This is a genomic window from Aeromonas sp. R4-2 (genome assembly GCF_040908295.1).
GTDB classification, from domain to species: domain Bacteria; phylum Pseudomonadota; class Gammaproteobacteria; order Enterobacterales; family Aeromonadaceae; genus Aeromonas; species Aeromonas veronii.
In genome coordinates this window covers 159,096-179,033 of record NZ_JBFODL010000005.1, presented here as the reverse complement: position 1 = coordinate 179,033, position 19,938 = coordinate 159,096, and the positions used below count along the sequence as shown (strand labels likewise).

General features: G+C 60.8%; 15 protein-coding genes and 1 tRNA gene. 8 read left to right on the top strand and 8 right to left on the bottom strand.

What is annotated here, in order from left to right:
* Nucleotides 1-182 precede the first annotated feature (182 nt).
* From AB5Y99_RS02180 to AB5Y99_RS02170, 3 genes are all read left to right on the top strand, one after another.
* Nucleotides 183-259, top strand: a tRNA-Asp gene (locus AB5Y99_RS02180).
* A gap of 400 nt (nt 260-659) precedes the next feature.
* The gene (gene tmaR / locus AB5Y99_RS02175; RefSeq protein ID WP_005336024.1) at nt 660-977 is read left to right on the top strand and encodes a PTS system regulator TmaR; all 318 of its coding nucleotides are present in this window, start codon (nt 660-662) and stop codon (nt 975-977) included.
* A gap of 208 nt (nt 978-1,185) precedes the next feature.
* Nucleotides 1,186-4,269, top strand: a complete 3,084-nt coding sequence (locus tag AB5Y99_RS02170) for a transglycosylase domain-containing protein (RefSeq protein ID WP_047436640.1) — start codon at nt 1,186-1,188, stop codon at nt 4,267-4,269.
* A gap of 109 nt (nt 4,270-4,378) precedes the next feature.
* On the opposite strand, the gene yidA is transcribed toward AB5Y99_RS02170, so the two are convergent.
* The 4 genes from yidA to AB5Y99_RS02150 all read right to left on the bottom strand — a co-directional run bounded on the left by yidA (nt 4,379) and on the right by AB5Y99_RS02150 (nt 9,661).
* Complete coding sequence (gene yidA, locus AB5Y99_RS02165) at nt 4,379-5,188, bottom strand: sugar-phosphatase (RefSeq protein WP_113739910.1); 810 nt, start codon at nt 5,186-5,188, stop codon at nt 4,379-4,381.
* A gap of 114 nt (nt 5,189-5,302) precedes the next feature.
* The gene (locus AB5Y99_RS02160; protein WP_203118562.1) at nt 5,303-6,970 is read right to left on the bottom strand and encodes a DUF342 domain-containing protein; all 1,668 of its coding nucleotides are present in this window, start codon (nt 6,968-6,970) and stop codon (nt 5,303-5,305) included.
* 250 nt (nt 6,971-7,220) lie between these two features.
* Complete coding sequence (locus tag AB5Y99_RS02155; RefSeq protein WP_368208558.1) at nt 7,221-8,369, bottom strand: competence/damage-inducible protein A; 1,149 nt, start codon at nt 8,367-8,369, stop codon at nt 7,221-7,223.
* Nucleotides 8,370-8,422: 53 nt separating this feature from the next.
* Nucleotides 8,423-9,661, bottom strand: a complete 1,239-nt coding sequence (locus AB5Y99_RS02150; protein ID WP_005336014.1) for a DUF3391 domain-containing protein — start codon at nt 9,659-9,661, stop codon at nt 8,423-8,425.
* Nucleotides 9,662-9,805: 144 nt separating this feature from the next.
* Between AB5Y99_RS02150 and metA the strand changes: the two genes are divergently transcribed.
* Entirely contained in the window at nt 9,806-10,753 is a 948-nt protein-coding gene (metA, locus tag AB5Y99_RS02145) for a homoserine O-succinyltransferase (RefSeq protein ID WP_005363203.1), read from the top strand.
* On the opposite strand, the gene AB5Y99_RS02140 is transcribed toward metA, so the two are convergent.
* Entirely contained in the window at nt 10,754-11,272 is a 519-nt protein-coding gene (locus AB5Y99_RS02140) for a cyclin-dependent kinase inhibitor 3 family protein (RefSeq protein WP_323915086.1), read from the bottom strand.
* Between the two features lie 143 nt (nt 11,273-11,415).
* Between AB5Y99_RS02140 and AB5Y99_RS02135 the strand changes: the two genes are divergently transcribed.
* Nucleotides 11,416-11,886: an Lrp/AsnC family transcriptional regulator gene (locus AB5Y99_RS02135; RefSeq protein WP_005336001.1), complete on the top strand. Its 471-nt coding sequence runs from the start codon at nt 11,416-11,418 to the stop codon at nt 11,884-11,886.
* A gap of 90 nt (nt 11,887-11,976) precedes the next feature.
* Here AB5Y99_RS02135 and AB5Y99_RS02130 read toward each other — a convergent pair whose 3' ends face one another.
* Nucleotides 11,977-13,941 (bottom strand): LTA synthase family protein, encoded by a 1,965-nt coding sequence (locus tag AB5Y99_RS02130; protein ID WP_323915085.1) that lies wholly within the window; start codon nt 13,939-13,941, stop codon nt 11,977-11,979.
* 258 nt (nt 13,942-14,199) lie between these two features.
* On the opposite strand from AB5Y99_RS02130, the gene AB5Y99_RS02125 reads away from it, so the two are divergent.
* Entirely contained in the window at nt 14,200-14,457 is a 258-nt protein-coding gene (locus AB5Y99_RS02125; protein ID WP_005335997.1) for a DUF2442 domain-containing protein, read from the top strand.
* Here AB5Y99_RS02125 and AB5Y99_RS02120 read toward each other — a convergent pair.
* A complete protein-coding gene (locus tag AB5Y99_RS02120; RefSeq protein WP_247823546.1) occupies nt 14,454-14,714 on the bottom strand; it encodes a hypothetical protein in 261 nt (86 codons plus the stop codon). The genes AB5Y99_RS02125 and AB5Y99_RS02120 overlap by 4 nt on opposite strands.
* Here AB5Y99_RS02120 and AB5Y99_RS02115 point away from each other — a divergent pair.
* Together AB5Y99_RS02115 and AB5Y99_RS02110 are read left to right on the top strand one after the other, a co-directional pair.
* Nucleotides 14,703-16,670: a TonB-dependent copper receptor gene (locus tag AB5Y99_RS02115; RefSeq protein WP_368208556.1), complete on the top strand. Its 1,968-nt coding sequence runs from the start codon at nt 14,703-14,705 to the stop codon at nt 16,668-16,670. The two genes, AB5Y99_RS02120 and AB5Y99_RS02115, sit on opposite strands and share 12 nt — an antisense overlap.
* 109 nt (nt 16,671-16,779) lie before the next feature.
* Complete coding sequence (locus AB5Y99_RS02110; protein WP_368208555.1) at nt 16,780-18,408, top strand: alpha-amylase family glycosyl hydrolase; 1,629 nt, start codon at nt 16,780-16,782, stop codon at nt 18,406-18,408.
* An 84-nt stretch (nt 18,409-18,492) separates the two neighbouring features.
* On the opposite strand, the gene AB5Y99_RS02105 is transcribed toward AB5Y99_RS02110, so the two are convergent.
* Nucleotides 18,493-19,932, bottom strand: coding sequence for a RimK family protein (locus AB5Y99_RS02105; protein ID WP_368208554.1), 1,440 nt, complete (start codon nt 19,930-19,932; stop codon nt 18,493-18,495).
* Between the last annotated feature and the right edge of the window lie 6 nt (nt 19,933-19,938).

The window sequence follows — 19,938 nt, the reverse complement described above, 5'->3', positions numbered from 1 at the left end:
CTGATCCCATGCCGAACTCAGAAGTGAAACGCGGTAGCGCCGATGGTAGTGTGGCATTCGCCATGCGAGAGTAGGACACTGCCAGGCACCCAATTAAACGGTGATGTGAAAACACATAGCCGGCTGCGAGGATGACACCTCAGAAGAAGCAGCAGAAGATTTAGCGCAAGCTAACCGAATGCGGAGCGGTAGTTCAGTCGGTTAGAATACCGGCCTGTCACGCCGGGGGTCGCGGGTTCGAGTCCCGTCCGCTCCGCCACTAATTTGAAGGCCTTCCCAGATGGGAAGGCCTTTTTGCTATGGGCGGTTTTGTCCATAAGAACCACAGATTTGCACAGCAGAGCCCAGCCGTGAGACTGGGCTCTGCTGTTTTTAGCGTGTTAAACAGCCAGTGTTAGCATTTATCTGCAGGAAGAGAACTAAAACCCTGTTATCTCCTCCATTTTCTATCTATATCAAGCCCTTATCTGATGGATTACTGGCCATTTTAACTGGTTTACTTTTGGCCAAACTCTGTTCATGGCGCGCGATTAGGGTTGTATCTCGCTTATAACTCGGTAGAGTAAGGGCATCTTGAGTTTGCCTGTCCCGCGCTGGGTTTGCCGGGTTCCAGGTGTAACTTGGCCAGTTTTTATCAACCTTAAGTCAGTGGTATCGATATGGAACAAGTAAACAAGTCCACCTTCAGCGATGTACTGGAATATGTGCGTATGTCCCGTCGCCAGAACAAACTCAAGCGTGAAATTGCGGATAACGAGAAGAAGATCCGTGACAACCAGAAGCGCGTGCTGCTGCTCGACAACCTGAGCGACTATATCAAGCCGGGTATGAGCATTGATGATGTGCAGGCGATCATCGCCAACATGCGTGCCGACTATGAAGAGCGCGTGGATGACCACATCATCAAGAACGCCGAGCTCTCCAAAGAGCGTAAAGAGCTGAGCACCAAGCTGAAGGGCATGAGCTCTCACAAATAAGCGTTGCGCTTTCGCTTAAGAGACACCGGCCACTGGCCGGTGTTTTGTTATCAGCTCGGATCTCTGCCACTCCTGCAACAATCGGCTCCCCTTTTTAGAATTGCCCTGTTACCATCACCACAAAGCGGTCAATAGTTTCAAGCCATTGACTTGAAAAGACTAAGCTTGAGTGAAACACAATAAATTGCGCAACCATGGTGGGGCTGATATGGGCGCATCAGAACAGACGGATTTGACACAAGTGGCATCTCAAGATTCATCTGTCCAGACCTCGGACGGGAACCCAAAGCGCAAGCGTCGTCCCTGGTGGCGTTGGCTGTTCTGTTTTCTCTTTTTATTGTGCCTGGGGGCGGTGATCGCTCTGGTTGGCTATGAGATGAAAACCTCGAAGCTGCAATCTCAGGAGATTTCCCGCTATGCCGCCAAGCTCACGTATCAGGTCGAACCTGGTCAGAGCAAGCAGATCGCTTTCCCTGAGGATGGCCCGTTCGACAAGCGGCTCGGCTATGTGCAACTGCCGATGATGCAGGAGCGCCTGCTGCAGCGGGGTTATGAAGTCAGCAAACAGGTGCATTTCTCCGACGCACTCTATGACTACGCCAGTCGTGGCTTCTTCGTGCCCTATACCGAGAAGGTGCAGGCCGGACTGACGCTGCACGATTGCCGCGCTGAGCCCTTCTATCAATTCAAGTATCCGACCCATCACTATCCGGATTTTGACTCTATTCCACCGCTCGTCATCCAGTCGCTGCTGTTTATCGAGAACCGCGACTTGCTGAGCAACGAAGAGCCGCTGGCCAACCCGGCAGTCGACTGGCCCCGTTTTGCCAAGGCCGCGCTCTCTCAGGTGGGCAAGGCGCTCGATATGCAGGATCAATCTGCCGGTGGCAGTACCCTGGCAACCCAGGTGGAGAAGTATCGCCACTCGCCGGACGGGCTGACCCTGTCGCCGACCGAGAAGATCCGTCAGATGGCCTCTGCCAGCGTGCGGGCTTATCGTCTCGGGCCGGAAACCCTCGAAGCGCGCAAACTGGTCGCCTGGGCCTACCTCAACTCGGTACCGCTCTCGGCTGCGCCGGGATATGGTGAAGTGCATGGTCTGGGAGATGGTCTCTGGGTCTGGTTTGGTGCAAATGTCGATGACGTGAACCGTCTGCTGGACCCCGCCCGCAACCAGAACGCACCGCTGGCCGAACAGGGGCTTGCCCTGCGTCAGGTGGTCTCGCTGATGATTGCGCACCGCCGTCCCTCTTACTATCTGGCTCAGGGGCGAGAGGCATTGGCTACCCTGACCGACAGCTACCTGCGCCTGTTTGTGCAGGAGGGAATGATCACGCCGCCACTGATGGAGGCGGCGCTCAAGGCCAAGATTACGTTCCGTGACTTCCTGCAGTCCCCTGCTATCACCCGGGTGAACAATAACAAGGGGTTGCAGGTTGCCCGTACTCGCCTGAGCCGCCAGCTCGGGGTGCAGCTCTATGACCTCGACCGGATGGATCTGACCGCCGATACCAGCCTCAACATGCCGTTGCAGAACGAAATCTCCCGTTATCTGCAACAGCTGGCCGACCCGACGTTTGCCGCTCAGGTGGGACTGTTTGGTGAGCGCCTGCTCTCGCCGGAGAAGACCGGCGATGTGCGCTACAGCTTCACCCTGTTTGAGAAATCGCCGGAAGGGTTCAAGGTGCGGGTGCAGACTGACAACACCGATCAGCCGTTCGATATCAACGAAGGTTCCAAGCTGGAGTTGGGCTCAACCGCCAAGTTGCGGGTACTGACTACCTATCTGGAGATCGTGGCCGAGCTGCACGACAACTATGCCGGGATGCCGGTCGAGAATCTGCGCAAGCTGGCTGCCGTCTCTCAGGACAACCTCAGCCGCTGGGCCATCTCCTATCTGATGACGGCTCAGGACAAGAGCCTGCCTGTAATGCTGGAAGCGGCGCTGGATCGCAAATACTCCGCCAGCCCCAACGAAGGGTTCTTTACCGGTGGCGGCATGCACACCTTCAACAACTTCCGCCGCGAGGATAACAATCGTATTCCGACGTTGCGTGACTCTCTGCGTGAGTCGATTAACTTGCCCTTTGTGCGGCTGATGCGCGATATCGTGCGCTACAGCCTCTACAAGGAGGGCAACCGTGCCCAGTTGCTGAAGGATGACAAGGATCCCCGTCGTCAGGAGTATCTGGCCAAATTTGCCGACAAAGAGGGCCAGACCTATCTGCTGCGCTTCTGGCGAAAATATCGCGGCAAGACTCCCGAGGAGCAGCTCGATACCTTCCTCGACGGTCTCAAGCCGAGTGCGGTACGTCTGGCGGCGGTTCACCGCTACCTGATGCCGGAAGCCAGCGAAGCCGCATTTGCTGCCTTCCTGGCGGAGCGGTTGCCGCGCGAGAAGCTGAGTGCGAAACGGGTCAATCAGCTCTATGTGAGCTATGGCCCGGGCAAGTATTCACTGCCGGATCAGGGCTACATCGCCCGGGTTCACCCGCTGGAGCTGTGGTTGCTGGCCTATCTCAAGGAGTTCGACAAGGCGACCTTTGCCGACGCGGTGGCGGCCAGTCGTGACGAGCGGCAAGAGGTCTACAGCTGGCTGTTCAAGACCCGTCATCGCAGTGCCCGTGACAGCCGGATCCGCACCATGCTGGAGGTTGAAGCTTTCCTCGATATCCATCAGCGCTGGGCCAAGCTCGGTTACCCGTTCGACCATCTGGTGCCTTCGCTGGCGACCGCCTTGGGTAGCTCCGGCGATCGCCCGGCTGCACTGGCCGAGCTGATGGGGATTATCCAGAATGGCGGTATCCGCTCGCCAACCTTGCGTATCGAACACCTCTCGTTCGCCAAGGGGACTCCTTTCGAGACCGAGTTTGAGCCGCAGCACACCGAGGGAACCCGGGTGATGCCAGCAGAGGTGGCGGCCGCCCTGCGCAGTGCGCTCTCCAAGGTCGTTGAAGGGGGCACGGCAAGACGTATCGCCGGTGCCTTTACCCTGCCGGATGGCACTGTGCTGCAGATGGGGGGCAAGACCGGGACCGGGGATAACCGGATTGAAACAGTGGGCCGTTATGGCAACGTGACCAGCTCGCTGGCGCGCAACCGCACCGCAACCTTCGTCTTCTATCTGGGTGAGGATCACTTCGGTACCCTGACCGCCTATGTACCGGGTAGCCAGTCTGACAAGTTCCGCTTCACCTCGGCGCTGCCGGTGCAGGTGCTCAAGGGGATGGCTCCCCTGCTGACGCCTTACCTGCAACCGGGCTCCCATACCCAGTGTCTGGCGAACCAGTGATGTGAGCGAATTACCGCTCATCACGCAGATAACTAACCAGAAAAAACGGGGAGGCTGACAGCCTCCCCGTTTTTATTTCCTTATCGGGCGCAGCGGCGCTCGATTGTGATCAGGCATTCAGTACGAACTGCTCGATCACCTGAGCTACGCCATCTTCATCGTTGCGGGCAGTGGTGTGCTGGGCGAGAGCCTTGATCTCGTCGGTGGCATTGCCCATCGCCACACCGAGGCCAGCGTACTCGATCATGTGGCGATCGTTGCCCGCATCCCCGACGCAGATCACCTGAGCGGCGGTCAGGCCCAGGTGCTCGGCCAGCGCGGCCACGCCGGTTCCCTTGTTGCTCTGTTTGTTCATGAACTCGAGGAAGAAGGGGGCGCTCTGTACCACGGTATAGCGCTCATAGAGCTCTGCAGGCAGTCGCTCGATGGCGCGGGAGAGCTGGGGCGGCTCGTCGATCATCATCACCTTCATGATCTGCTCGTCGGCAGGCAGGGTGGCGAAGTCGATCAGATTGATCGGCATGCCGATAAGGCGAGATTCGTGCTCGGTGTAGGTGCTGACACGGGGGCTGATCAGGCCGCGGGTGACCGAGAAACCGTGAACGTTCACTTCCAGCTCATCAGCCAGTTTGGCGACGGCGCTGGCGTCACTGCCGGTCAGCAGCTGGCTGCGGATGATGCGCTGATCGGCCACCTGTTGCACCAGAGCGCCGTTGTAGCAGATGACGTAGTCATGCTCTGTGGTGAGGCCGAGTTCTTCCAGATAGCGGCTCATCCCTTCCAGCGGGCGGCCGGAGGCCAGCACAACGGTTACCCCTTTGGCGCGCGCGGCGCTGATGGCGGCGTGGGTGCGGGGAGTAATCTGGCCCTGCGGGTTGAGCAGGGTGCCATCCATATCCAATGCGATCAGCTTGTACATCTCTCACTACCTGAGTCTGGGTGGCCCGCCCGGTGGGGCCAAGGAAGTGGCGAGTGTAGCGAAAATCGGCGGCGGGATCACGGCCGGTTCAGCGATGGGGGCGTGCCGGTTGAGCTATTTGTGTCCCTCGTAAGGAGTCATCTCCAGGGTTTCATCATGGATGGTCAGGCGGGTAGGGCCTCGGGTGATGGTAACCTTGCGTTTGAAGCTGGCCATCTCGACCTCGATGCCGGAGTAGAGGTGCTGGGTGGCAATGACCTCCATCTGAGCCATCAAGTTTCGCAGCTCCTCCTGGTTGGCGGTGAGCTGCTCATCGAGCTGGGCCAGTTCGGCCAGCTGATGGTCCCGGATCGGTTTGAGCTTGCGCAGGGTATCCGGATTGCGCTTGTCGCTGGGTAGTTGCAGCAACTTCATGACCAGCTCCTTGATTTTCTCCAGCTGGGCCTGACACGCCTGCTGGCGTAGCTTGAGCTGGTGTTCCTGCTCCTTGTGGGTGAAGTAGCCGCCAAGGATCTGCAGCCGGGTATGGTTGGCGGCCTCGGCCCCCAGGCTGGGGGCCATGATCAGGCGATTGGCAATGCTGGTGCCCCCCAGCAGAGTGCCTTTGCGCATGTTGCTATCGCCCACCTTGATGTCTTGTCCGCTGCGGGAGTAGCAGTGGCTGAGCTGGCTCTGGATCTGGATATCCCCCCCCGCTTCCAGCTGGGCATACTGGGCGTAACTGGCGTGGATCTCCCCTTGCGCATTGAGCTGGCAAAGGTACTCCCCCTGCTCGTTGCGGCGGCCAATGATGCCGTGGCGTACCGTAATGCTGCCCCCCGCCTCGATCCAGCCCCCTTCGATAAAGCCGCCAATCACGATGTCACCGCTGACCCGGATCTTCATGCCCGGGTTGACGTCGCCGCTGACGATTAAGCCCCCTTCAAAATCAATATGGCCGTGGCGGGCATCCACCTGTTTTACGCTGAGCACCTCGTCCACCTTCATGCCTGCTTTCTCCTGACAGGGCAGGCCAGCCCGACCGGCAATCAGCAGGTCGGGATCGTCGGGGGAGATAAAGGTGCCCTCGCCAGCACTCATCGGACTGTCTTTGCCATCCTTGGCGGGTAGGTCCTGACCGGTCACGGTAAAACCGGGTACCCCGACGGTGGCCGGATGACGGCGCATCAGCGGAGCGCCGGCCTTGACGGTGACGATGGAGCCGAGATCCCGCAGGTCGACCTTGCCATGCCCCAGCTCCTGCGGTTTGAGGATCCGTTCGGCCGGGGTCTCCACCAACCGCTCATAGCGAGTGTCCTGACCATTGACGGCTGGCTGGCCGTTGGCAATCACCAGCTTGAGCTGACTGCCGGGGGCGGCCTCCTTGGCTGACTGGATGGCAGCGGTGAGCAGTTGCTCACTCACCCCCTGTTTGATTTCGCTGATGGCGATCGCCTCTTTCAGCTGTTCCAGCGTCACATACTTGCCACCCCAGTCGGCAGTGATCTGGGCGATGGCGCTCATGCGATCCTTCTCCACTATTACGGCGAGTCGGGCATCCTGACGCTTGCCGATGGGGATGGGGTTGGCAGGGACGGGGGCGGCAGGGTTGGTGAGCAGGGTATTGAGCAGGCTGATGGCCTGTTTGATCCCCTCGGGCAGCGGCTGATAGCGGCGACAGTTGGAAGCGAGCAGCAGAGCCTGCACATCCTGTTCCGTGACAGGTTTGGTGAGACCGGCGGCAATCCGCAGGCAGACCAGTTCCATATCGCTTGATAGCAGCAACCACTCTTTGCTTAACACCGCATCTCCTTGCTGGATGAGAACGGAACGATCGGCTCGCTCCTCTACTGTCATTTAATCTCTCAGTGATTAATAAAGCGAGTCGCCAACCCTGAGAGTGGGCAGTATTCAGATATTTCCTCTGAATGGTCAATGAATTGAAGTCAAATCGGTGATGGCGGCCGGATAAATATGGGTGCTGTTTGGCAATGGCGTGAAAAGGCGGATCGCAGCGCCAGCGACGTAGGGTCGCTGGCAGGGGCGGTAGTTATCAGCTGCGCTGGGCTGTTCTGGCCAGGGTGAGGTAATCGCCGAGTACCGGCTCACCCAGCATATGGCGGCGCAGCATGTCGAGGGCGGCAAAGGCGAGGATCTTGCGGCGGCTCTCCGGGTCTGGGTGGCTGACCTTGACCGTCTGACCGATGTGCTTGCCATCGGCGCTGAGCTGCAGTGGCACTCCCTCCGGCCCCTCTCGCCCTATGGTCAGTTGCAGGCCCGCATCGGTGGTCGGCAGTTGCGCCAGCTCATCGGCCAGTTGCGCGCTGAAGTTGGCCTCCAGCCTGGGATGGCCGTGACAAAGCGCCAGCAGCGCACCTCCACTCTCCCCCTCCAGCAGAGTCAGCGGTTTGTCTTGCAGCAGCGCCAGGATCTGCTGCGCCGGTTCCGTATCTCCGCTGCCAACCAGCCAGGGGCGGATCGTATCCAGCAGTCGGCGCTCTGCACTCTCCATGTCAGCGGCACTGGCGCCGTGGCCGATCAGCTTCAGCTCGATAAGGGGCATGGAGGAGCGGTAACCCAGCTCGATTCTGGCTGGCCAGGGTTCGGCATCCAGCATATCGCTGAGGGCTGATTCCGAGATGCCGAAGGTGTAAAAGCGACGCAGCTCGGTATCGACTTGTGCCCCGGCCAGCTGTTTGAGGCGCGGCAGAATTTGCTCGCGCACCATCTGCTTGAACTCGAACGGCACGCCCGGGGTGAAGAAGAGCTGACTCTGGCCACTTCGCACCACAAAGCCGCAGGCGGTGCCGACCGGGTTGTCGAGGATCTCGCACCCCTGTGGCAGCCAGGCCTGTTTGGCATTGCTTTGTGCCATGGGGCGGCCACGGCTGGCGTAGCGCGCTTCGATGGTAGCGAGCCAGTCGGGGAAGAGGGTGAGCGGTTGGTCAAAGGCCTCGGCTGCCGCCTGAGCGGTGAGGTCGTCGGCGGTGGGCCCGAGCCCGCCACACACCAACACCACCTCGGCGCGGCGGGCACTCTCTTGCAGCACCGTTTTCAGGTCGGCGAGGTTGTCCCCTACCGTCAGGCGACGGCGCACCTGCCAGCCCTGCTCCAGCAGCAGAGCGCTGAGCCAGGCCGCGTTGGTATCCACCACCAGACCCGTCACTATCTCGTCTCCGGTACTGATGATCTCGATACGCATGGCAGGCTCCTTGGATTAAACGGGTGGCAACGGTTGGCCTCGGGCCAACACAATCAGGCTTTGTTGTGCTCGAAGTAGTAGCTGATCCGGGTACGCGGATTGAGGTACTCGAACACGGCGGGCGGCAGCCGTTTGGGGTGGATCACCTTGGCGATCGACAGTTCGGCTTGCTGCAGGTCGATGATGGCGGCTTCCTGACGGGGAATGCGCGGATCGTAGACCAGCACCGAGGGGTAGAGCAGGCGGGAAGCGTTGACCGACATCACCAGCCCCACCTGACCGTTGGAGAGTTGCACCACGCTGCCGGGGGGGTAGATCCCCATCAACCGGATCAGCATGCTGAGGTACTCCGGATTGAACTGCGCCTTGCGCTGCTTGTAGAGGCCGCTCAGGGCCGAGTAGGGCACCTTGGCCTGCATGTGGCAGAGGTTATCGTACTCGTTGATCAGCGACACCATCTGGGTCAGCGGATCGAGCTGGCCACCCTTGAGCCCTTCCGGCCCGCTGCCATCGAGATATTCATGGTGATGGAGCACGATCCCCTTCGCCTCGGCCGGGAAATCCTTGGCCAGATTGAGCAGATCCAGCCCGTAGCGCGGGTGCTGGGCCATCAGGTTCTGCTCCGGCTTGGTCAGCGGCTCGGTCTTGCGCAGGATTTGGCTCGGGATCTTCAGCTTGCCGATATCGTGGAACAGCGCCCCCATGCCGACCTGACGGATCTCGTCGGCCGTCATGCAGCACTCCTTGGCCAGCAGCATGCTGAGCACGCTCACATTGAGGGAGTGGAAGTAGAGGTTGTTGCCATCCTCGCTGTCGGAGACCAGATGAAGCACCATCTCGTCAACCGAGAGCAGCTGCTCGGTCATGGCGTTGACCAGCTCCTGCGCCTCGCCGATGGCATTGAGGGGGCGTGACTGGATCTTGCTCATCACGCTGCGCACCTGCGCCAGCGACTGCTGGAACTGCTTCTCGCACTGCTGCAGATTGCGGCGATAGAGTTGCAACTGCTCGATGCGGCGATCTTTCTCCTGCTGCATCTGGGCCTGGCGCTGGGCGGCGTCTGCGCTCTCTTGTTGCTGAGGCTGTACCTGATTGAGGGGCTTGGGCGGAACGTCGCTCTTGTCGGGAATGATGGTGACCAGTTTCAGGCCGAGACGGCGGATCAGCTCGATCTCTTCTTCACTTTTGATCTTGAAGCTGGAAAACAGGAACGGGTGTTCGCGCCACCCCAGTGGCAGGGATACATAGTTGCCGACTTGCAGTCGATCTACGGAAATCTTGATACCGGTCATTATCTTGGAAGCAGGAGACACACTGAGCCGTATGCTAGTCAAAGGCGGGGGTGAATACAAAAGGTATCTGATGACAGGGCAGGAGCTTTATTATAGGCTTCTGGATGTCCAGACATATTTACTGATGCAGTACAGGGAGTAAGCATGCCGATCAAGATCCCGGATCAGTTACCCGCCGCCGAAGTGCTGGGGCAGGAGAACATCTTCGTGATGACGGAATCCCGGGCCGTCACCCAGAACATCCGCCCGCTGCGGGTGCTCATCCTCAACCTGATGCCAAAGAAGATTGAGACCGAGATCCAGCTGATGCGGATGCTCTCCAACTCGCCGCTGCAGGTGGATGTGGATCTGCTGCGTATTGATGACAGGGAGTCAAAGAACACGCCGCAGGCCCATCTGGAGAACTTCTATCACGACTTCGAGCAGGTGCGTGGCAATAACTACGACGGCATGATCATCACAGGGGCGCCGCTCGGGCTGGTGGAGTTCGAAGAGGTGGTCTACTGGCCGCGCATCGTCGAGATCATCGAGTGGTCCCATCAGCATGTCACCTCCACCCTGTTCCTCTGCTGGGCGGTGCAGGCGGCGCTGAAAGCCTTGTATGGCATGGAGAAGCAGACCCACGGCGAGAAGCTCTCCGGGGTTTACCGCCACCATCGCCTCGATGAGCACGAGCCGTTGCTGCGCGGTTTCGATGACGAGTTCGTCGCCCCGCACTCCCGTTACGCGGCGTTTGATGGCGATCTGATCCGCGCCCAGACCGACTTGCAGATTTTTGCCGAGTCAGAAGAGGCGGGGGTCTATCTGGCTGCGACCAAGGATTGTCGTCAGGTGTTTGTCACCGGGCACCCGGAGTACGATGCCCTGACGCTGGACGGGGAGTATCAGCGGGATCTGGCGGCAGGGCTCGAACCGGCCATTCCGGTCAACTACTATCCGAATAACGATCCGGGCAAGACCCCGCGCGCCAGCTGGCGCAGCCACGGTCACCTGCTGTTTGCCAACTGGCTCAACTACTACGTCTATCAGCTCACCAGCTATCGGGTGGAGGATATCGGCAAGGTCTTTACCTACGACCAGGGGGGCAAGTAGTCAGTCGCCCTGCGCCAGCCGCTTGGCCAGCTGGTCGAGCCATTGGCGGTGGCAGGCCAGGGTAAACGCCTTGGGTCTGTGGGCCTTGATGGTGGCCATCGCCTCTTGCTGTGGCTGGCCGAGGGTCATCAGCAGCGCGGCAGCGACCAGACCGGTACGACCGCTGCCCCCTTTGCAGTGGATGACCAGATGTTTGCCATCCCCCAGCAGCTCGCGCAGCTGCGGCAGCGCCTGTTGCCAGGCCGCCTCGAAGTCGGTGTCGGGGGCCAGATCATCCTCGATGGGCAGATGGAACCAGCGCATCCCTTCGTGTTCGACCTGCTGGCCGAGCTGCGCCAGTTCGAGTCGGATCAACTCGGCGCTTGTCATCAGGGTCACCACCCCGTGGGCACCGGCCAACCGCAGTTGATCGAGCGCCAGGGTCAGCGGCACCTGCTGGGTGCCGGGGCAGGGGGTCAGCAGCAGCTGACCGTCGACACGGGGAACCTCAAGGCTCCAGAAGGGGTGATACGGGTGCATGGCGGATCCTCGCGTGGTGGCCGCAGGGCTGCGGCCGGTGAATGGCGCCAAGGATAGGCGGGGCAGGGGGGATGTCAATGGCCGTTGTGTTTGCCCCGGTTTACGGGCAGAGTCTAAAAAATTGAGCGGTTCAAGGAGTTAAGATGAGAAACCTGGATCAACTGGATTTGGATATCCTGGCCCATCTGTTTCGGGATGCGGGCATGACCAACAAGGATCTGGCCGCGCTGGTGGGCGTTGCCCCCTCCACCTGTCTGGAGCGGGTGCGCAAGTTGCAGCAGGATGGCGTGCTCAAGGGGGCGCACTGCGAAGTGGATTATCAGGCCCTCGGTGGCCACATTCAGGCCATGGTCTCCCTGCAACTGGCCCGCCACAGCCGTCAGATCATCGATGCTTTCCGCGATGCCATTCTGGCTCTGCCCGAAGTGATCAGTCTGTTCCACATGGGCGGCAAGGATGATTTTCTGGTGCACCTGTGTGTCTCCGATACCGAGCACCTGCGCAACTTCGTCTTTGATCACTTCACCTCCCGCGAGGAGGTGGTGCACCTCGAAACCTCGCTGGTGTTCGAGCACAAGTTCAGCCGCTCCCTTCCCTGCTTTCCCCAGCCATAGCGGCCAGTGGGCCGACAATATGGGGAGATGAAAAAACCGCCAGCTGGCGGTTTTTTCTATTCTGCTATGGGTTGAAGCAGCACGAGCGGCTCAATTGGCTGCGGTGCGTTCATCCTTGGCCGTCTGATAGAGACTCTTCTGATAGGCCATGCTGCCCCACAGGGCAAGACCAAGGGCATCCTCCTTCAAGGCGTCCGGCTGCGCCGCCAGGGTCAGCTTCTCGCTGGCATTGTCGTAGACATAGCCCTCTGCCGCCCGTTCCGGTTGCAGGATCACCACATCCTTGCCGCGCATCAGGGCGAAGTTCTTGTCGTACTGCATGATGGCGCGCCCCGGCCAGTCGGCGGGCATGCGCGTCAGATCCTTGCCGAGCATGGGGTAGTCGGCACTGATCCCCATCAGGGAGAGCAGGGTAGGCGCCATGTCGATCTGGCTGACGATACGCGAATCCTTTCTCGGCACTATGCCATCGCCCACGATAACCCCCGGAATATGGAAGCGGGGGATGGGCACCAGACTGGCGCCACCGACCCGGCTGTCGTGATCGGCGATGACCAGGAACAGGGTGTCCTTCCAGTATTCGGACTGTTTCGCCCTCTTGAAGAACTCGCCGATGGCGTAATCCGCGTACTTGGCCGCGTTGTTACGGGTCTGTTTGGGTTGCTCGAAGAGTTCGATGCGGTTGTCCGGGAATTCGAACGGATCGTGGTTGCTGGAGCTGAACACCAGACTGAAGAAGGGTTTGCCCTCCTTGTGCAGCGCTTTGAAGGTCTCGTCGGCCTTGGCCATCAGATCCTCGTCGGAGGCGCCCCAGGAGCCCTTGAACACCGGATTGTCGAAATCCTTCTGCTCGACGATGGTGGTGAAGCCGTTGCCGAGGAAAAAGCTGCGCATGTTGTCGAAGTGGCTCTCGCCGCCATAAATAAAGCTGGTGTCGTAACCCCGCTGTTTGAGCAGATCCGCGATGGTGAAGAAGTTGGTCTGGCTCTTGCCGAGTTTGACCACCGCCTGTGCCGGGGTCGGCGTGAAGCCGGTCAGTACTGCCTCGATACCGCGCACCGAGCGGGTGCCGGTGGCGTAGAGCTGCTCGAAGGCCCAACCCTGCTGCGACAGGGCATCGATGTTGGGGGTGAGCGGCAGGCCACCGAGGGAGCCGACAAACTGGGCGCCCAGACTCTCCTGCAGCAGGATCACCAGATTCTTCGGTTTACCCTGGAAGCTCGCCTCGTTGAAGGTCTGGCTGGGCAGCTGCTCGGAGTTGAAATCACTGGCCGGACGGCCACTCTCCTTGCGCATGACCTCGAGCACCTTCTGCTCCGTCATCTCGCCGTAAAACTGGCCGGCATCCTCCTCGGCGCCCATCTGCTTGATGGCAAAGAAGAGGGAGTAGGCGGAGTTGACGGTGAGCGAGTTGACCAGCGGATCCTCGGCAAAGGCGACCATGGCCGGGTTCAGGGCGCGGTGGCCGAGACTGGAGCGGGCACCGAGAAAACCTATGGCCAGAATGAGCAGGGCGAAGGCCGGACGCAGATACCAGCGGGGGAAGCAGAGACCACGTACCAGACGGCCGCTCAGCCACCAACCGCCGGTCAGCACGGCGCCACTGAAGAGTAACGCCAGCAGCAGCTCGGCCTTGCGCCCCGCCCACAGCATGGCGAACACCTCTTTCGGATAGATGAGGTACTCCACATAGAGACGGTTGGGGCGCACGCCATACTCGGTGACAAACGAGGGGGTGGAGATCTCGAGGAACAGCATCAGCCAGAGTCCGACGGTCAGCCAGACGCGCATCAGTTGCAGCCAGCCCCGGCCGATGGCATGGGGGCCTGCCAGCAGCAGAGTGAGCATGGCGGGGACACCCCAGACCCAGCAGAGGGTCGCAAAGTCGACCCGGATCCCTTGCAGCAGCATCTCCTGCCAACCGGCCACGGCATCCACTCGTTCCAGTTGCCATATACCGAGGGCGATTCGGCTGAAAGAGAGAGAGAAAAGCGCGAGCGCGCAGAAGATGGCGAAGGGCCAGAACGGGCCGAGTCGCTGTTTTAGATCTGTCATTTTTGTTCCTGAATGAGACTGTAAGCGCCTGTCCACAGACGTTTTTTACTTGTTGTGAGGTTATGACAGATCGAACTGGTTAAGGTTGCATTCAATTTTGTTAAAAGCCGGAATTAACACATTTATCATCTAAAAATGTGATGTCGCGCGCTTAATGAGCACAGCATAACCTGCTGGATAAAATGTGAGCCACAGCGCGTATGGATGGGGGGTGGGTGTTTATAATTGCCGCGAATTATCTCAATCGGAGCCGAAGGGATGCCGGTCTTTATCGATGTCGAGTATGTGCGGGGATGGCGCCTGTTTCTGGTGTTATCGGATGGCACCACGGGGGTGCTGGATCTGACCCCCTGGCGAACCCAGCCGCTGTTTGCAAAGCTGGAGAGCGAGCGTCACTGCGCCCGGGTCTTCATCAATCGTCACCACCAACTGGAGTGGCCTGTTGGCTGCACGCTATCCGCTCATGAGGTCTATCACCTCATCTCTCCCATTGATGAGCGGGAAGCCTTCAGCTAATCCTCATTTTTTGTGAGCCAACGCCAGATTCCTGTTACTGGAATGTTTGCCCGTTTGCCTTTCTGAGCCAACTTGGGTAAAACCTGCGCAACATTTTGCCAACTTGCCTTCGCTTCACCTGACAGAGGCTTGCCGCTTTCGCGCCGCAGGCCTTTTTTGCGGCCTGACGGCAAACCTTTCCCTTGCTGAAAGGTTTGGTTGGTTGAATGAAAACAACAAAATAAACAAATACATAAGGAAAATGTATGGCTTGTCATATGCGCACACCTCTTGCCCTGCTGGTGGGCGGGCTCGCCTGTCACGGCGCTGCCGGTCAGGAACCGCTGCAACAGCTGGATCCCATGGTGGTGGTGGCAACCCGCCCCGCCAGCACCCTGGAGGTGACGCTGGATCCCAAGAAGCCCGGTTCCCCCATGCCCGCTGCCGACGGCGCCGGTTATCTGAAGAATGTCACCGGCATGAGCATGGTGCGCAAAGGGGGGCTCGGTGGCGATCCCGTGCTGCGGGGGATGGGGATGTCCCGCCTCAACGTGCAGATGGATGGCGGCATGCTGGCAGGTGGCTGTGGCGGCCGGATGGACCCGCCCACGGCCTATGTGTTCCCCCAATCCTTTGACCGGATCCGGGTGTTGAAGGGGCCGCAATCCCTCGAGCAGGGGGCCACTCTAGCGGGAACTGTGCTGTTCGAGCGGGACAGACCCGAGTTCACTGCACCGGGTCTCAAGGCCGATGCCTCGGCCCTCTTTGGCAGCTTCGGCCGCGATGATCAGATGGTCGACATGACGGCAGGCTCGACCGATGGTTATCTGCGCGGTCAGTTCACCCACTCCGACAGCGATGATTACCGCGATGGCCACGGTGACAAGGTGCGATCCTTCTATCGCCGCGAGAACGGCACCGCCCAGCTGGGCTGGACGCCGGGGGAGCACACCTGGCTGGAACTGACCGCCGAGCGCAGCAATGCTCGCGCCGCCTATGCGGATCGCACCATGGATGGCCCCATGTTTGATCGCGAATCCTTCGGGCTGAAGCTCAAGCAGGAGCAGATCACCACTCACTGGCAGCGCAGCGAGCTGACCCTGTGGGACAACTACATAGACCACATCATGGACAACTTCAGCCTGCGGCAAAACAGCGGCATGAAGATGCTCTCCAACCCGGATCGCCGCAACACCGGCGGTCGCTGGGCCAACGACATCGCCTTGCCAGCAGACTGGCTGCTGACCGCCGGGCTCGACAGCAACCGGGATCAGCACCGCAGTCGGAGTGGGGTCGACTATGCCACCAAGGATCGCCAGCGCACCCTGCGTTTCGAGCAGCAGGGCGGCTTCGCCGAACTGGGTCGTCAGCAGGGGGCTCACAGCTACAAGGGCGGTTACCGTCAGGATAGGGTAGAGACCACCCGCTATGGCGCTGGTGAACAGACCCTCTACAGCGATACCCAGAGTCTTAACAGCGGGTTTGGCCGCTACGAATATCAGTGGTCGCCACGCTGGTCCAGCTATCTGGCGTGGGGGCAGGCAGAGCGTGCGCCGGACTACTGGGAGCGCAGCAAGGACACTACCCCGTTCACCCTCAACCCGGAGCGCAGTCGCCAGTGGGATGCTGGGTTGGCCCTGCGCAGTCGCGAGCTGGACCTGACCCTCTCCCTCTTTAGCGCCGATATCAAGGACTACCTGCTCTACAACAGCAAGTCGAACAAGGTGCGCAATATCGATGCCCAGACCCGGGGCGGCGAGCTGGAGGGGCGCTGGCAGTTTGCCGAGCAGTGGCGTCTCGATGGTGGTCTGGCGGTGGTCTACGGCGAAAACCAGAGCGACAACAAACCGCTGGCTCAGATGCCGCCGCTCGATGGCAAGCTGGCCCTTGGTTGGCAGCCAAATGAGGCGCTGAACTTCACCCTGCTGGGGCGCGCGGTGGCGGCGCAGGATCGGGTAGATCTCTGGTCCGGTACCGTTGCGGGTCAGGATCAGGGGGAGACTCCGGGCTTCTTCACCATGAATCTGAGCGGCGCCTGGCAGTTTGCCAAAGGGTGGCAGCTCTCGGCCGGGGTAGACAACCTGTTCGACACCTTCTACTACGAGCACCTCTCCAAGTCGGTGCACAGCAGTCAGGCGGGGTTGGGCTATGAGCAGAGCGGCCGCATCCCCGAGCCGGGTCGCTCGTACTGGCTCTCGCTCAACTACCGTTTTGCTTCGGCAGGGGTGCTCTAACCAGTTGAGTCAGATAACGTTTTCAGTCACAGACACCGCTGTGTGAGCATCGCTATCATGGTGAAAAACAGGCGTATCAGACGCCTGCTCTCACAGCGGGAACATAACAATGAAACAGGGAACGTTACGCTATGGCGGCCTGCTCGGGGCCGCCCTGTTACTTGCTGCTTGCGGCGGCAGTGGTAGTTCAGGCGGGGAGAGCTCTCCCCCCGTCGTCAATCCGCCGGTCACCCACCCTCCGGTCGCCACGGCCAGTCGTGCCTGCTATGGCGACGATCAACCCGCCTGCAACCTGCGCATCTATCAGGTAATGGTGGAGTCGTTTGCCGATGGCGACGGCAGTGCCAACTACGGCGTCGGCTATGGCCCCTCCCAGCACAACGGCGATTTGCAGGGGATCATCGACAGTCTCGACCACATCAAGAGTCTCAACGTCAACGCCATCTGGCTCACCCCGGTGTTCGACTCCTGCGCGGGGCAAGGCGGTGATAACAAGCTCGATGCCACCGGCTACTTCGCCTGCGACTTTTTTACCGTGGATCCCAACTTTGGCAGCAATGCCAAGCTCAAACAGCTGGTGGACGGGGCGCACCAGCGCGGCCTCTATGTCTTCCTCGACGGGGTGTTTGGCCACGTCAACAAGGTGGGGGTGAGCAAGCCCTCGCCAGAGGGGCGTCTGCCAGCCCTCACCAGCGGCGGTGCGGGTTATCCCGGCCAGCTGGTGGATTACAGCAAGCCGGAGAGCCTCGCCTACTTCAAGGAGGTGGCCCGCTATTGGGTCGAGCAGTACGGCATCGACGGCTGGCGCCTCGATCAGGCCTATCAGCTTGGGCTGGATGATTGGCGCGCCATTCGCAGCGAGGTGGAGCAGGCCAGCGCAGCGCGCAAGGCCGCCGGTCAGCAGTGGGGCACCCTCGGCTACATGGTGGGCGAGGTGTGGAAGGGGGCTGACGATATTCGCGCTCAGGCTTATGGCAGCAGCGACAATCCGGCGCTCTCCTCGGCGTTCGACTTCCCGTTGCGCTACGGCATCGTGCAGGCGCTGGCGGTGGAGGAGTCCGGCAAGGGCGGCCAGGGGGCCAGCGTGCTTGACGCCAGCTGGAACAAGGTGGAGAACTACCCGAATCACGCCATGCCGAACCTGATGCTGGGCAACCACGATCTGGTGCGTTTCGGTGATCTGCTGGAGCGTGGCAATTTCAAGTCGACCGAGTACTGGCAGCGCCACAAGGCAGCCTTCAGCTTTATGGCGGCCCGCTCCGGCCCCATCACCTTCTACTATGGTGAGGAGTTTGGCGACGAGGTGCCGGGCTTTGCTGCCAAGGTCAGCGGTGACTGTGCGGCGCAGGGCTTGTGCGACGATCATGTGGCCCGCAGCGATGGCAAGGTGCCCGCTGTCACCGGCTTTGTGCCGGGTAGCGAACAAGCCGAGCTGAAAGAGTGGCTCGCCCAGCTGCTGGCGATGCGTGCCGCCCACCCCGCGCTCTATCAGGGAGAGCGAGTCAAACTGGTGGCCGAGGGTAGTCTCTATGGTGACATCAAGCAGACGGCGGGGGAGCAGATAGTCTACCTGCTTAACCTCTCCACCACGGCGCTCAGCTACAACCTGCCGACGGGCAAGCTGCACAGCGGCAGCGCGCTGGTGGATCTGCAAAGCGGAGAGAGTCTGGCTATCGGCGGCAGCAGCGTGACGGTGGAGATACCGCCCTTGAGCGGGCGTTTCCTGCGTCTGCAATAAGTCAGCCACAGCACGCTTTGATATGAGAGAGGGCCCCATCGCGGGGCCCTCTCTGTCATTGTGGGCGACAAAGTCATGGCGGGGTCATGCGGTGCTCTGGCCCCGGTTTTCCAGCCGCTGGCGGAAGGCGCGGGCCAGTCGCTCGTAGAGATCCTGCGCCTCCTTGTCTTCGATATCGCCGCGGATCCAGGGGTTGTCGACGATCTCCAGCAGCACGCAGTCACGCCCCTGCTGGCGCAAATCGAGCCCGTAGAGGCCATTGCCGAGCTGATGCACGGCACGGCGAGCGGTCTGCAGTACCCGCTCCGGCACTTCGTTGAGCGGCAGCGCCTCGATGCGGCTCATGTCGAGGGGGTGCTTGCGGCGGCGAATGCGGTTGCCGGGTTCGGGCCGGTAGCGGCGGCAGGCGAACAGCGGCGAGCCGTCGAGAAAGCCGATGCGCCAGTCGAACTCGGCGGGGATCCGGCTCTGCACCAGCAGCAGGGCGGAGCGGCCCAGCCCCTCGTCCAGCAGGCGGGCCAGCTGTTGCTCGTCGCTGGCCATGGCGAGATCGCGCCCCTGCGCCCCGTCGGGCACCTTCACCATCAGCGGCAGGCCGAGCCGCTGCACCAGCTCATCCACATGGTGGCGGCCGCGGCGGGTCACCACCATGGTGGGCGGCATGGGCACGCCGCTGCGCACCATCAGCTCGTAGAGATAGAGCTTGTTGCTGCAGGCGAGGATGGCGCGGGAGCTGTCGATCACCGGCATCTTGAGCTGTTCGGCACGATGGGCAAATTCGAAGGTGTAGTGGCCGACTGCGGTTTCGGCACGCAGCCAGAGGGTGTCGAACTCCGGCAGCCGCTCTATGGCCGACGGTGGCAGGATCTCGGCCCGGATGCCCTGGGCGGCGGCAGCCCGGATAAAGCGCTCCAGCGCCAGCCCGTCACTGCTGGCCCGGCCATCATCGGGATCCACCAGAATGGCGAGCTGATAGAGCTGCGCCGCCGGCTCCTCATCACCGGTCCCCACCAGCGCCTGGGCGTGGTGCAGCATCAACTCTTTCTCGCTTGGGCTCAGCTCCAGCGGTGACAGGCTCTGCTGCTGGCGCACGGACCAGCCGTGGCGGCCGCGCTTGAGGGTCAGCTCCTGCAGCGGTAGCTGGCTCAGGCCATAGTAGTAGCGGGCCAGCCCCGCCAGCTCGCTCTGTTCACACTGGCCGAAGATGGCGCGCACTCTAATCCGATCCTCGCTCTGCTGGGCCAGCCACCCCTGCGCCTTGCGCCACAGCTTGGCCGGTGGCTGCTGGGGTTGCAGGCGGCTGATGGCTTGCAGACCCGGCAGGCAGTGGTGGCCGCGAGCCTGGGCCAGCAGCGAGCAGTAGTAGCCTGCGCTCAGGTGTTCCAGATTGCGGCAGAGGTTGATGATGCGGGGTCGGCCGCCGGTGGTCGGCACGCCATGTTGCAGATAGGTGCGGGCGGTCAGCAGATAATCGGCATGGCAAGGCCAGTCGCCCAGCTCTTCGACGATGACATAGGTACTCATATTTTC

Bases quoted from the DNA above. Each gene is read 5' to 3' on its own strand.
- tmaR (WP_005336024.1), top strand. From the start codon at position 660: ATGGAACAAGTAAACAAGTCCACCTTCAGCGATGTACTGGAATATGTG.
- AB5Y99_RS02170 (WP_047436640.1), top strand. From the start codon at position 1,186: ATGGGCGCATCAGAACAGACGGATTTGACACAAGTGGCATCTCAAGAT.
- yidA (WP_113739910.1), bottom strand. From the start codon at position 5,188: ATGTACAAGCTGATCGCATTGGATATGGATGGCACCCTGCTCAACCCG.
- AB5Y99_RS02155 (WP_368208558.1), bottom strand. From the start codon at position 8,369: ATGCGTATCGAGATCATCAGTACCGGAGACGAGATAGTGACGGGTCTG.
- AB5Y99_RS02150 (WP_005336014.1), bottom strand. From the start codon at position 9,661: ATGACCGGTATCAAGATTTCCGTAGATCGACTGCAAGTCGGCAACTAT.
- metA (WP_005363203.1), top strand. From the start codon at position 9,806: ATGCCGATCAAGATCCCGGATCAGTTACCCGCCGCCGAAGTGCTGGGG.
- AB5Y99_RS02140 (WP_323915086.1), bottom strand. From the start codon at position 11,272: ATGCACCCGTATCACCCCTTCTGGAGCCTTGAGGTTCCCCGTGTCGAC.
- AB5Y99_RS02135 (WP_005336001.1), top strand. From the start codon at position 11,416: ATGAGAAACCTGGATCAACTGGATTTGGATATCCTGGCCCATCTGTTT.
- AB5Y99_RS02130 (WP_323915085.1), bottom strand. From the start codon at position 13,941: ATGACAGATCTAAAACAGCGACTCGGCCCGTTCTGGCCCTTCGCCATC.
- AB5Y99_RS02125 (WP_005335997.1), top strand. From the start codon at position 14,200: ATGCCGGTCTTTATCGATGTCGAGTATGTGCGGGGATGGCGCCTGTTT.
- AB5Y99_RS02115 (WP_368208556.1), top strand. From the start codon at position 14,703: ATGGCTTGTCATATGCGCACACCTCTTGCCCTGCTGGTGGGCGGGCTC.
- AB5Y99_RS02120 (WP_247823546.1), bottom strand. From the start codon at position 14,714: ATGACAAGCCATACATTTTCCTTATGTATTTGTTTATTTTGTTGTTTT.
- AB5Y99_RS02110 (WP_368208555.1), top strand. From the start codon at position 16,780: ATGAAACAGGGAACGTTACGCTATGGCGGCCTGCTCGGGGCCGCCCTG.
- AB5Y99_RS02105 (WP_368208554.1), bottom strand. From the start codon at position 19,932: ATGAGTACCTATGTCATCGTCGAAGAGCTGGGCGACTGGCCTTGCCAT.